General features: G+C 48.9%; 12 protein-coding genes. 2 read left to right on the top strand and 10 right to left on the bottom strand.

The genetic code is table 11. The features are described 5' to 3' along the window. Positions 1-40 precede the first annotated feature (40 nt). Both hflD and HQN79_RS05565 read left to right on the top strand, forming a co-directional pair. Positions 41-736: a high frequency lysogenization protein HflD gene (gene hflD, locus HQN79_RS05570; protein ID WP_173284870.1), complete on the top strand. Its 696-nt coding sequence runs from the start codon at positions 41-43 to the stop codon at positions 734-736. A gap of 54 nt (positions 737-790) precedes the next feature. Next, on the top strand, positions 791-1,075 hold the full coding sequence (locus HQN79_RS05565; protein ID WP_202984523.1) for a cupin domain-containing protein: 285 nt from the start codon (positions 791-793) through the stop codon (positions 1,073-1,075). A gap of 93 nt (positions 1,076-1,168) precedes the next feature. Here HQN79_RS05565 and HQN79_RS05560 read toward each other — a convergent pair whose 3' ends face one another. The 10 genes from HQN79_RS05560 to mutL form a co-directional block, all read right to left on the bottom strand. Next, the gene (locus HQN79_RS05560; RefSeq protein WP_173284868.1) at positions 1,169-3,070 is read right to left on the bottom strand and encodes a SurA N-terminal domain-containing protein; all 1,902 of its coding nucleotides are present in this window, start codon (positions 3,068-3,070) and stop codon (positions 1,169-1,171) included. A gap of 219 nt (positions 3,071-3,289) precedes the next feature. Continuing rightward, entirely contained in the window at positions 3,290-4,612 is a 1,323-nt protein-coding gene (locus HQN79_RS05555) for an adenylosuccinate synthase (RefSeq protein WP_173284866.1), read from the bottom strand. 119 nt (positions 4,613-4,731) lie between these two features. Beyond that, a complete protein-coding gene (locus tag HQN79_RS05550; protein WP_173284863.1) occupies positions 4,732-5,898 on the bottom strand; it encodes an ATP phosphoribosyltransferase regulatory subunit in 1,167 nt (388 codons plus the stop codon). A 65-nt stretch (positions 5,899-5,963) separates the two neighbouring features. Continuing rightward, positions 5,964-6,149, bottom strand: a complete 186-nt coding sequence (locus HQN79_RS05545; RefSeq protein ID WP_173284860.1) for a DUF2065 domain-containing protein — start codon at positions 6,147-6,149, stop codon at positions 5,964-5,966. Positions 6,150-6,188: 39 nt separating this feature from the next. Beyond that, entirely contained in the window at positions 6,189-7,058 is an 870-nt protein-coding gene (hflC, locus tag HQN79_RS05540; protein ID WP_173284857.1) for a protease modulator HflC, read from the bottom strand. Beyond that, on the bottom strand, positions 7,058-8,263 hold the full coding sequence (gene hflK / locus HQN79_RS05535; protein ID WP_173284855.1) for an FtsH protease activity modulator HflK: 1,206 nt from the start codon (positions 8,261-8,263) through the stop codon (positions 7,058-7,060). Before hflK ends, hflC begins: the two co-directional genes overlap by 1 nt. A gap of 159 nt (positions 8,264-8,422) precedes the next feature. Beyond that, entirely contained in the window at positions 8,423-9,763 is a 1,341-nt protein-coding gene (gene hflX / locus HQN79_RS05530) for a ribosome rescue GTPase HflX (RefSeq protein WP_173284853.1), read from the bottom strand. A 111-nt stretch (positions 9,764-9,874) separates the two neighbouring features. Then, positions 9,875-10,147 carry an RNA chaperone Hfq gene (gene hfq, locus HQN79_RS05525; protein ID WP_173284851.1) on the bottom strand — a complete coding sequence of 91 codons (273 nt, stop codon included), beginning with the start codon at positions 10,145-10,147 and terminating at the stop codon, positions 9,875-9,877. A gap of 330 nt (positions 10,148-10,477) precedes the next feature. Next, complete coding sequence (gene miaA, locus HQN79_RS05520; protein ID WP_202984522.1) at positions 10,478-11,476, bottom strand: tRNA (adenosine(37)-N6)-dimethylallyltransferase MiaA; 999 nt, start codon at positions 11,474-11,476, stop codon at positions 10,478-10,480. A 15-nt stretch (positions 11,477-11,491) separates the two neighbouring features. Further along, entirely contained in the window at positions 11,492-13,432 is a 1,941-nt protein-coding gene (gene mutL / locus HQN79_RS05515) for a DNA mismatch repair endonuclease MutL (protein WP_173284849.1), read from the bottom strand. Between the last annotated feature and the right edge of the window lie 15 nt (positions 13,433-13,447).

The raw sequence follows: 13,447 nt of genomic DNA, 5'->3' as shown, positions 1-13,447 counted from the left end.
TAAAAATCAGCACGCACAAAAACACAGGCAAAGGAGACTTATGAGCGATTACAGCCAACAGGATCGGACTCTGGCATTAGTCGGAATCTATCAATGTGCCAAAATGGTTCACGATCTGGCAAGTACAGGGGAAACCGATGACAATGCTTTTGCCACCAGCATCCAGTCGCTCTTTGTAGAGAATCCAAACAGTACCTTGAATGTTTTCGGCGATACGGTCGACAACCTTCAACTCGGCGTCGAAACCTTGCTCGCTCAGATGAAAGCGGATACGGCCTCTGAAAACCGTAATCTGGTAATCACCCGCTACGTTTTAAACCTGATGATTCTGGCCAAGAAACTCAAACAGCAAGGAACACCTTTAAGCCAGATTGCCACGGTACTGGATACAGCCAAAGCGCAACAGGAACACTTCGGCGATCTGCATGAAAACATGATTGCCACCATTGCCCGAGCCTATACGGAAAATGTCAGTAACGTTCAGCCGAGAATCATGGTCAATGGACACCATAACTATCTCGGCAACCAGCGCATCGCCAATAAGATACGTGCTCTTCTTCTGGCCGGTATTCGCTCTGCACTGCTGTGGTATCAGGTCGGCGGCACGCGTTGGAACCTTATCTGGTCACGTAAAAAGTATTTGCAGAATGCCAAGAGTCTATATCGTCCGCAGACTGCATCTAGCAGCGAGAAGGTTACCAACCTATTCTCGGATCGTGAAGACGATCCGCGCTAATTGTTAAGTTCGTTTACGGCATGCATTAACCCAGTAAGAAAACAGGTACCTTATATGCAAACAGATATGAAAATTGAAATCATCCATAACCCGGATCAGGCAACCCTGGATCAATATGGCTGTGGAAGCTGGCCGATCTGGGAAAAAGAAATCTCGCGTTTTCCTTGGACCTATGACGCCAAAGAAGTCTGCCTGGTCTTGGAAGGTGAAGTCACCGTTACCCCGCAAAACGGCGATGCCGTCATCATACGAGCCGGCGATCTGGTCACCTTTCCTGAAGGCATGTCCTGCGAATGGAATGTAACCAAGCCGATCCGCAAACATTACAATTTTTACTAATTCCTGTAGCGCTCTATTCTCGTTACAATCCTGTTTTCAGGATATAAAAAAACCCGCATAAGCGGGTTTTTTCGTTTTAGAGCTGAGACAAGCTTACTTCAGTGTCTGATAGACCTTCAACTTCTCAATATCGGCAGTCGCTTTAAGCGCATTCAACCGTGCTGCTAATTCAGCGTTACCGTTTAACTCCAAATATGCGTTCTTAAGGTTGTCACGCTGTTGAGCAGTAAGCTCTTGTGACTTCACGCCTTTCAACTGAATCAGAACGCTATCCCCGGTCTGAAGCTGATATTTATGCCATACCGATTCACCCTTCTGCGGTTTCTTGATTTTGAAAACTTCAGCCAGCATCTGCGGCAGAATATTTTTCGAATCACGGCCAACCCAGCCGACGGTATGCCATTCAACACCACTATTCATCAATGACTCAGGCGATTCACCCTGTTGCACTTTAGCCAATAGAGAATCCGCCAGCTTGGACGATTCTGCAACCGCCGCCTCGCGCAACAACTGCTGTTTGATTTCGTCAGCCACTTCAGACAGAGCCTTTTGACGCTCTTCCTGATAAGTGTTGATACGAAGGACCACCGCACGGTTATCACCCAATTCAATGGCTGTAGAATTCAGTTTTGATTTCAGGACATCGTCAGAAAACGCCGCCTGAGAAACCTTCGGATTGGACGTTAGCTCATCCACTCCGCCGTGACGTCCGAAGAATTCACTGCTCTGAACCTTAAGTCCCAATGCATCTGCCGCAGGCTGCAACGTATCAGGCTGTTCGTAAACCATCGTGTTCATCTGATCAAGAAGATCGTAATATTTCTTTTCTGCTTCCTGATTACGGTATTCCGCTACAACCTGATCGCGGATATCAGCCAACGGCTTAACCGATTGAGGCTGAATTTTTTCCAGTTTGATCAGATGGTAACCGAATTCGGTTTTAATCGGTTCGGAAATCGTACCGGCTTGCATCGAGAAGACCGCCTGATCAAACTCCGGAACCATCATTCCCTGTTCAAAACTGCCCAATTCACCACCGGATAAAGCCGAGCCAGGGTCTTCGGAATAGGTTTTTGCCAGCTCGGCAAAATCTTCGCCTGCATCCAGCTTGGTCTTGATCTCATTAATCTTCTCCAACGCTTTCTGCTCGGATTCTTCACCTTCCTGAGTACGAATCAGAATATGACTGGCCTGACGTTTTTCAGGTGTGGTAAACAGTGATTTGTTCTGATTGTAGAACGCTTCAATCGCATCGTCGGTGACTGCAATATTTTTGGCGATCTGCTGCTGGGAAAGGTCAATGTAATCAACTTTAACCTTCTCAGATTCAATGTAATCGGCTTTATGGGCTTCGAAATACTCGGCGACCTGCTGTTCACTGACAGTCACCTGATCCATAAACGGACGCTGATCAACACGAATGTAATTAATTTCACGCTGTTGCGCTTGTAATTCAGCAAGCTGAGACACTTCCGCATCGGTTGCAAAACTTGAGCTCATCAGCAGATTATTGAACTGGTTTTCCAGAAGGAACTGACGCTGTTCATGTTCGAAACGCGCGACGCTGAAACCGTTGCGACTCAAAATTTCCTTATAAACCTTATCGGAAAACTTGCCTTCTTCCTGAAACACCGGAGCGGATTGAATTGCTGCCGCAAGCTGAGGATCGGAAATGACCATCTTTTGGGAATCGGCCCACTGCTCGATCAACTTCGATTCGATCAACGCATCCAGTACCTGGTTACGCAGATCTTCATCCTTAACGACGGTGTCGTACATATCACCGAACTGCTGTTGAAGGCGCTGTTTTTGCGCATTGTATAGCGTCAGAAACTCACCACTACCGATACTTTCTCCGTTGACTTCGGCGACATCGACACTTTTGTCTCCCTGAGCGTATTGTTCAATACCAAATAGAGCAAAAACCAAGATAATAATTCCGATAATCACCCAAGCGATCCAGCCTTGGGCACGATCTCGAATTGCTTGTAACATGCGCTTTCCTTCGTTAGCAAAATACACAAAATAAAGTCCTGCTATGATACCAATCTCAGCGCGGCGTTTCATTATATTTACGCCAAACGGAGCGGCTTTCTGCGCAAAAGAGTACAGATAAAATGACTTTGCCGAAATCCATATAAAAATTACGGCCAAAAACAAAAAACCCAGGCATAAACCTGGGTTTTTGAGATCGAAAATCTGTTGGGATTTGAATTAGATTTCGAAAGGATCGTCCAGTACCAATGTTTCCGCGCGGTCCGGTCCGGTTGAAAGGATCGATACTTTAACGCCGACCTCTTTTTCCAGATAACGAATATAGTCTTGGGCCTCTTTAGGCAGTGCTTCCCAGGAAGCGATACCGACCGTCGAGGTTTTCCAACCCGGAAGAGTAATGTAATTTGGCTCGCAACGTTCGTATTCGTCGGCACTTGACGGAGGTAGCATCAGTGTTTCGCCATCTTTATTGTAGGAAACGCAGATTTTAACCTCTTCCAACTCATCCATAACGTCGAGTTTAGTCAGACAGATACCAGTCAAGCCGTTGATCTGCGCCGAACGACGCAATGCAACCGCATCGAACCAACCGCAACGACGCTGACGTCCGGTAGTAGCACCGAACTCATGGCCGCGAGTCCCCAGCTCTTTACCGGTTTCATCCCCTTCATCGGTTACACAGTCGTAACACAATTCGGTTGGGAAAGGTCCGCCACCGACTCGGGTTGCATACGCTTTGGTGATACCCAATACATAATCCAGATGAGTCGGACCGATACCGGCACCCGCAGCTGCACCACCGGCGGTAGTATTGGAAGAAGTTACGTACGGATAGGTTCCCTGATCGATATCCAGAAGCGTCCCTTGAGCGCCTTCAAACATCAGGTTTTTACCTTCGCGGTTATACTGATCGATCAGATTCGGAATATCAGCCAGCATCGGTACAATCAGATTTGCGTAATCCTGACACTTGTCCCACAACTCGTCGAAGTCTACCGGATCAGTCTTGTAGTAGTTTTCCAGCGCAAAGTTATGGAACGCAAGCGTCTCTTGCAGTTTTGCTTTAAAGGCTTCCATATTACGGAAGTCTCCGGCACGCAGACCGCGGCGAGCAACCTTGTCTTCATACGCCGGGCCGATGCCGCGACCGGTAGTACCGATTGCTTTTTTACCACGTGCCGCTTCACGCGCCTGATCCAAAGCGACATGGTAGTCCAGGATCAAAGGACAAGCGTCACTGATCTTCAAACGCTGTTTAACCTGAAGACCGCCTGCTTCAAGCTGAGCAACCTCTTTTTGCAGGGCATCCGGAGCCAGTACAACACCGTTACCGATAAAACACTCAACCTCTTCACGCAGGATTCCGGAAGGAATCAGATGCAAAACTGTCTTATGACCATCAATTACCAGGGTATGGCCGGCATTATGCCCACCTTGGAAACGAACCACTGCCGCAACGCGGTCAGTTAACAAATCAACAATTTTTCCTTTACCTTCGTCACCCCATTGAGTGCCGACAACAACGATATTGCGTTTGGTCATAATTTTTCTTCTTAGCTTAAGTTTACAAAACAAGAGAGGCGCTGGCGTTTTGCCGAGGCCTCTCTGTCAAATTCTGTTGCAAGGCTGCTTTACAGCAGTAGCATTAATTACCTGAAACCTTACTTCACCGTCCAGGCATCATTCTCTTTGACAAGTTGCTGGCTTCCGGCCGGTACTTGTCCGGCATCATAAGATTTGATTACTTTGATGCCCTGCTGTTTCAACTGACGGATGGCGACTTGCAGATCAACATCCGAATCGCAAGGAGCATAGACGGTTTGTGTAGCCGTTTCATCCGTGTCTTCCAACAGATCCAGCGCCCCGCGCAAATCCAGACTGAAACCGGTCGCCGGCAGAGCCAGGCCGAAATCAGCACCGATATCATCATATCGACCGCCCTTGGCAATCGGCTGCAGGAAACCGCAGGCGCTGTAGGCCGCAAAAATAATTCCGGTGTGATACTGGTAACCGCGAATGTCGGCCAGATCCAAATGAATATCAACGGAATGCATTTTGCCCAGATGATCAATCATGCCCTGCAAGTGATTCAGATAATCATCCATTGCCGACGAAAGACCGGCAAAACCTGCATTAGCCTGACCGATCACATCCTGTGCGTTGCCGCAGTAGGCCAATAGCTGATTGAAACGCTGCGCCCATTCGCTGTCACCCAAATGCTCTGCGACAAAAGCGTTGAATTCCGGAATCGCTTTGCGCTCAAGAATATCAATCAAATCTTTGGACTGGTTAGCATTCAGACACGCCAACGCAATCAATTCATCCACAATGCCTACATGCCCCAGACTCAGCTTGACATCCAGTTTCATGCGACTCATGCTTTCCAGCATCAACTCGACAATTTCGATATCACTGTCCAGGCCACTGTGACCGAAAATTTCCGCACCGACCTGAATCGGGCTGCGTGAACCTTTGGCTTTATTATTGCGGGTTTTCAGAACCTCACCGACATAGCACAGGCGTGAAATTTCTCCCTGCGCCTTCAGACGGTTGGAAACAATACGCGCAACCTGAGGAGTCATATCCGCACGAACCCCCATCATACGACCGCTTTCCTGATCGGTGAAACGGCACGTATCAATCGCCATATGGCGAGCCGTACCGGTCAATAGAGAATCGGTAAATTCCGCTAGCGGAGGCAACACCAGATCATAACCGGACAGGTGAAAGCCATCGATTAACTGGCGGCGGTAAAATTCAAGCTTTTGTGCTTGAGGCGGTAACAGGTCTTCCAGGCCTTCAGGCGTGAACCACGTCGATTGTTGCATTGTGAACTTCTTTTAAATCTCTTAAATTTGTCTGAGCCGACGTATTGTAAAACAATTTCGTCCGCTTAACTAAAAATTAGTAGCAGAATCATGCCGATGGCAATGGAGATCAAACCCATTATCCGCAAGACATTTTCAGGCTGCATAACCGCTTCACTCATAACCTTTTTCCAGAAATGCGGAAAGGCAAACGGCATCAGGCCTTCCAGAATGAAGACCAGAGCAATGGCGGCCAGTAACGTCTCTAACATGATTCCATAAAAAAGGTGGGTTACCCCACCTTCTCGATATTACTCAGCGGATGGCTGAGCACGGTTATTAAAGTATTTGAAGAAATCCGAGTTCGGATCAACCACCATCACATCGGACTTATCCTTAAACGACTTCTGATAAGCATTGATGCTGTGATAGAAAGAGTAGAACTCAGGATCTAGGTTATACGCCTTGGCGTAAATATCCGCGGCTTGAGCATCCCCCTCACCTCGAATAATCTCAGCCTGGGAATATGCTTCGGCAAGAATAACCGATCGCTGACGATCCGCATCGGCGCGAATTTTTTCCGCAGCCTCAGCACCCTTGGAACGTAAATCCTTGGCAACACGCTTACGCTCGGCTTCCATACGACGGTAAACCGACTCGGAAATATCCTGCGCCAGATCGATACGTTTAATACGAACGTCTTCGATCTCGATCCCGAAAGACTCAGCGGTTTTCGCGGTAGCGGTTTTGATCTTCTGAGCAATCTCGACACGCTCTCCGGAAATCACTTCCTTAACGGTACGGTTACCGAACTCGGCACGCAAGCCGTCCTTAACGATCTGTCCAAGACGCATACCCGCCAAACGGAAATCTCCGTTCATAGTGGTATAGAACTTGGCAACATCCTGGATCTTCCAACGTACGAAAGAATCAACCTCAAGGTTTTTCTTCTCGCTGGTCAGGAAACGTTCAGGCGCAGAATCCAGTGTCTGCAAACGCGAATCGAAGCGGCGAACGTTGTTGACGAACGGCATTTTGAAATGCAGACCAGGTTTAACATCCGCTTTAACAATTTCCCCCAGACGTAGAACGACCGCGGTTTCCCATTGATTAACGATATAAACGGAACTACTGCCGATAAACAACACTACGGCAACTAAAATCGATAAGACTGCTTTCATTAACGTAGCTCCCTATTTCTTAGGTAATCGCGTATATTCGAAGTCGGTTTGCTGGTTGTATTCGTACTGCTGCTGTTCGAACTCTGAGTTTGCGCAGCAGTGGTATCCATATTCGGCTGAATTCTCATCTGCTGTGAGCCAACCATTTTATCCAGCGGAAGATAGAGCAGATTGTTGGCATCCGAAGAACCGACATAAATCTTCGAAGTCGAGCCCAGTACGTTTGATACCGCATCAATATACAAGCGGTTACGGGTAACTTCCGGCGCTTTCTTATATTCGCTGACAATGCTGGTAAAGCGTGATGATTCACCTTTTGCCTGTGCAATCACCTGATCGTGATACGCGCTGGCTTCTTCCAACTGACGTGCCGCCTTACCGCGGGCAATCGGCAGAATTTCGTTAGAGTAGGCTTCAGCTTCGTTAATCAGACGTTCACGGTCCTCACGCGCCTTGACCACATCGGCAAATGCCGCCTGAACCTGTTCCGGTGGCTGTGCATCCTGCAGGTTGACCGAGGTAATCAGCAACCCGGTAGTATAGGCATCCAATCGCTCTTGCGCCAATTCCTGTACACGAGCAACCACTTCGTTACGCCCTTCGGTCAAGACAAAGTCCATACGGCTTTGACCGACCACTTCACGCAAGGCACTTTCGACAACCATACGCAGTGTTGGATCCGGATCAGCTGTTTCGAAAAGATATTGGTTGGCACTGCGTACCTGATACTGCACGGCGATCTTAAGATCGACAATATTTTCGTCTTTTGTCAGCATCAAAGACTCATTCGGAACATTGCCGGCGCGGTTACGGACATCGGAACGGTAACCGATTTCAGCGGTACGGATCTGATCCACGTTGACAATAGTCACGTTCTCAATCGGATACGGCAGATGCCAGTGCGGCCCCGCTTTGGTTTCATCAACATAAGCACCGAAGCGTGTGACAACACCGCGTTCAGCAGGATCGACAATGTAAATACCGGAAAGCAACCAGACAACAACAATAACTGCGAAAATAGCTGTTCCGCCGATTCCGCCGATTCCACCTGAAGAGCCGCCGCCGTTCAGTTTCTCCGCCGCCTTTTTCAGCAGCTTTGTCAGATCGTCGTCTCCGCCACGATTCGGTTTACGGTTACCGCCGCCATTATTTCCTGAATTACCCCAGGGATCTTGTCCTGGTTTACCTGGTTCATTCCAAGCCATTCAACCTTCTCCATGCGTTAGCATTTAAATCGTTTGCCCTTCTGCTCACGACTTATCATTAAGTACTTTTGAGCAAATTTCGACAAGAGTTCGACTATTGTAGATAGTCTAAAAGCAAAAGTCATCTATTAAGGAATTTTATTAAGACTCACAACCTCCTTATAAGGCCGTTAACTCAAGGTTACCCTCCGATGACTCCTGCTCCTCAAGGACCTCAGCTTTTATAAACTGCGGCCACTCTTTAATAGTATTCCATTCCTGCTCTGTCAGGCTCATTTTAAACAGACTGTTCCCCTGCTCATCAAAACCTTCTTCAAGAATAGTGCCCAGCTGGTACAACTGAGCACGCTGCTTACCGGCCGTTACATCCAGCACCAGTTCTACCGTATAGAAGCGCCCCTTGAAAAAAGAGGCAACCGCGTCCATCATCAGCTCGATTCCCTGCCCCTCTTTGGCGGAAATCCAAACCCTTTTCGGTGTATAGCCGTCTTCGTCGTAATCGACCTTTGGTTCCATAGACGGCTCAAGTGCATCAATCTTATTAAAGATCATCAGCTGCGGTACATCCTGCGCACCGACCTCGGCGATTACCTCGACGACATCGGCAATTTTCTCTTCGCGATGTGGATCTGCTGCATCAATCAGATGAATCAACAGACTGGCTTCACGGGTTTCTTCGAGCGTCGACCGAAAAGCAGTGACCAGATCGTGCGGGATATGGCGGATAAAACCAACCGTGTCGGCAAAAATCACTTCACCGGCACCCGGCAGACGAACTTTACGCAAAGTCGAATCCAGCGTCGCAAACAGACGGTCTTCCGCATAGACGCCGGCCGACGTCAGATAATTGAAGAGCGTTGATTTACCGGCATTGGTATAACCGACAATCGTGACCGTCGGTAATTCCGAACGTTTACGTGAGCGACGCCCAAGATCTCGCTGTTTACGAACTTTTTCGATTTTCGCTTCGAGCTGCTTGATTCGCCCCTGAACCAGACGGCGGTCTGTTTCCAGCTGAGTTTCCCCCGGACCTCGCGCGCCGATACCGCCCTGACGGTCCAAGTGACTCCAACCACGTACAAGACGTGTAGCCATGCGTTTCAGCTGTGCCAGCTCGACCTGCAACTTCCCTTCATGCGAACGCGCTCTTTGCGCAAAGATATCCAGAATCAGGCCGATACGATCCAACACCTGACATTCGAGATAGTCGCTGAGATTACGTTCCTGAGCCGGGGTCAAGGCATGATTGACGATGACGACATCGGCATCAAAAAGCTCGACAGCATCCTTAATCTCTTCGGCCTTACCTTTACCGATAAAATACTTAGGGTCGGGGTGACTGCGTTTGGTTGTCACCAGAGTACAGATTTCCGCACCGGCAGATTCGACTAACTCGTAGAGTTCATCGACTTCTTCACGGTCGGCTTCATTGTGGAAGTCAACGTGAACCAGAACCGCTCGTTCCAGTTCACGTCTTTCTAGACGATCAAATAATTCCATTAAGTTTCCGTTGCTGGCTGAATCCTAGCCTTTAGAGGGCGGCTATTATAAAGCAACCGAAACTTGTTGAACACTCGGAGAATTAAGGGAATCAAATCGCGTGGGATCGGCTTATTCGCCTTCAGAGTTATTGGCGTTCTGCTCATGACCGAACTCATAAGGTTTCGGATCACGCATTGGCACAATCGTAGAGATGGCATGTTTGTACACCATCTGAGTAACATTAGATCGAAGAAGCACTACAAACTGGTCGAACGAATCCACTTTACCCTGAAGCTTGACGCCATTGACCAAATAGATCGAAACGTTGATACGCTCTTTACGAAGCGCATTTAGATAAGGGTCCTGAATCGGCAGTGCCTTAGTCACTTTTTTATTCTCCATCCTGATTCCTATTATTGTTATTTTTTATTGTTTTTTTTCAGTCACATTTTCACTGAAAGAACGCCGTCACGAATCCATTCTTCGCAACCCGAGTCTAGTTTAACCTGTAAAAACCGAAAACTGACTGTTTTTTAAGGATTTAACCCTGTAAAAAACCGTAGTTAAGGTGTTTTCGCGATATTTTTACGTATTAAACAGCAAGAGGATAACATACGCTATTAAAAATTTTATTAATAAATCTGATACCCCTACCAGTTAAGGGTTGCAACACCTTCTCCAGGACTGTAGAAATCCAATCAACGCCATATCAGATAACCGTAAACCTCGACCTCACAGGGATAAAAATTGGCAAACACGGTCTAAACGCTGCTGCAAGGTGGTTGTAAACGGATCGATTACCAGCATACCCTCCTCCTTGCGCAACCAGGTCAGCTGACGCTTGGCTAACTGGCGCGTCGCCACCACCCCCTTATGCACAAACGTCTCGTAATCGTATTCGCCTTCAAGATAGCTCCAAGCCTGACGATAACCGACACAGCGAATGGATGGCAACTCTTCATGCAGCTGCGGGTTTTCACGCAAGGATTCGACTTCTTTGATAAAGCCTGCATCCAACATTTGCATAAAACGCGTTTCAATTTGCCGGTGCAACTGCGCACGATTTTCCGGAATCAGCCCCACTTTCAGCAAAGTGAATGCACTCAAGGCTTTTTTGGTCGGTTCGGCCCGCAGTTCGGTCAGCGTTTTTCCTGAAGCACGGTAAACTTCCAGCGCGCGGATCAGGCGCTGCGGATCGTTCGGATGGATGCGCTGAGCTGAAACCGGATCGATCTCCGCTAATTGTGCATGCAAACTCTGCGGGTTCTCGCGCCACTGCCGCTGTAAATCTTCACGAATGGCCGAATCCGCCTGAGGCAGTTCATTCATACCCTGCTGTAACGCATTGAAATACATCATAGTTCCACCGACCATAACCGGCAGACGCCCGCGACTGAATATTTCTGCAACAAGCCGATGAACATCTTCGACAAATTCCGATGCGGAATATGAATCGGCCGGATCAACAATATCGATCAGGTAATGTGGAACCTGTGCGAGTTCCTCGACTGAAGGCTTGGCCGATCCGATATCCATCCCCCGGTAGATCAGTGCAGAATCGACACTGATAATTTCAATATCCAGACAATGCGCCAGCGCCATCGACAATTGACTCTTACCGGAAGCCGTCGGCCCCATTAAGGCCAAGGCTTTTTTCTCGGCAATCAAACGGGATACCATTTCCTGAGAGTCACTACAACTATTACAATCCAACTCTTTGAATTCACTCATCTTCAGCTATCCAACCTATTGTCCGCGCATAAACAGTTTATCGAGTTGATCCATAGACAACTGAACCCAGGTCGGGCGCCCATGGTTACATTGATCAATCTTGTCGGTCTGCTCCATCTGACGCAGCAACTCGTTCATTTCCGGGACCGTTAATTTGCGATTGGCTCGGACTGACCCGTGACAGGCCATAGTGGAAAGAATGCTGTCGATGCGTTCTTCAACGACACTGGACTCGCCGAATTCGGCAAAATCCGCCAACATATCCTTAAGCAGACGTACCACATCCGACTTGATCAACAGTGCGGGAACTGCGGTAACCTTCAACTGTTCCGGGCCCATTGCTTCGAGCTCGAATCCCAGATCACTAAACGTTTTTTCAAACTCTTCCCACACCAGAATCTGTGAAACATCCAACGTTACCGCCATCGGAACCAGCAGCGGCTGACTTTGCAATCTGAGCTGCTTCCACTGCTGTTTAAAACGCTCATAGACGACTCTTTCGTGTGCCGCATGCATATCGACCAATACCAGTCCATGCCGGTTTTCCGACAAAATAAACACGCCATGCAGCTGCGCCTTGGCAAAGCCCAGTGGCGGCACCGGACTGTCATCGTTTTCACCCCGCTCACTCTGATAAACCGGTGCTTCGGCTTCCTGAACCTGACTTTCTCCGTGGAAACGCCGCTCTTCGATCAGCCTGGAAAGATCCCTCGCCTGCTCGGTACGCCCCCCGAAAGAAGAAGCAAACGGCTGCTGAAACTGTCGAGCCGCTTCAAGTTCGTCCGCTGAAACGCTGTCATACCGTTGCGTAAAGTTCAAATGCATCGGCTTGGCTTCGGACTTGAGATCCAAATCCTGCGCACCATCCAGCGATTTCCCGCTGCCGGGCTGAAGACTTTCCGACGCCGCCAGCGGTTTGCCGACCGCATCGCGCACCGAGCGCCGCAGAAAATCATACACTTCACGGTTACGGGCAAAGCGCACTTCATGCTTGGCCGGATGCACATTAACATCCAATTGCTCAGGCGGCACATTCAGAAACAGAACATAGGCGGCATGACGTCCGTGATACAACACATCGGCATACGCCTGCTTCAAAGCAAATGAGAGATTGCGGTCCTTGACGACACGTCCGTTAACGAACAGGTACTGCATATCGGTCTGCGACCGGTTGAATGTCGGCAAGCCGACCCAGCCGGTCAAATGCCAATCATCGGTATTGAACTCGATTTCCAGTGAGTGCTCGACGAACTCTTGTCCCAGGAGATTCTTCAATCGATTCTGCAAGCTCAGCTCATCCTGACAGGCAGGAAGGTGTCGCACCATCTTGCCGTTATGAATCAACTTAAAGCCGACTTGCGGGTGACTGAGAATAATGCGTTTCACCAGCTGTTCAATTTGCAGAAACTCGGTACGCGGCGCTCTGAGAAACTTTTTGCGCGCCGGGGTATTAAAAAACAGATTATTGACCTTTACCGATGTCCCCTGCTGACCGGCCGATGGCTCCGGTCCATGCCAATTTCCGTCGCCGCGCGCACTGATCTGCCAAGCACTCTTGTCGTGTACCGTACGACTGCGCAACGTAAAGTCCGAGACGGAACTGATACTGGCCAGCGCCTCCCCGCGAAAACCGAGCGATCTGACCGCAACCAACTCCTGCATCGAATAGATTTTACTGGTTGCATGTCGGCTTACCGCCAGCAGTAGTTCTTCCTTTGGAATCCCCCGGCCGTTATCAATTACTTCGATCGACTGATTCCCGCCCTCCTGAAGGTGTATCTCAATCTGATCCGCACCGGAGTCCAATGCATTTTCCAGCAATTCCTTCACTGCCGACGCCGGCCTTTCCACCACTTCTCCGGCGGCGATCTGGTCGGCGAGATTTCCCGGCAGGGTTTCAATCGCACGGATCGGTGCATGGGTCTGATATTCTGCCAGCCAGGCTAATAAACTCATATATCCACTCTCAAA

It is taken from the genome of Thiomicrorhabdus xiamenensis (assembly GCF_013282625.1).
Classification (GTDB): domain Bacteria; phylum Pseudomonadota; class Gammaproteobacteria; order Thiomicrospirales; family Thiomicrospiraceae; genus Thiomicrorhabdus; species Thiomicrorhabdus xiamenensis.
The sequence above is the reverse complement of the archived record's forward strand: the minus strand, read 5'-3'. Positions and strand labels throughout refer to the sequence as shown.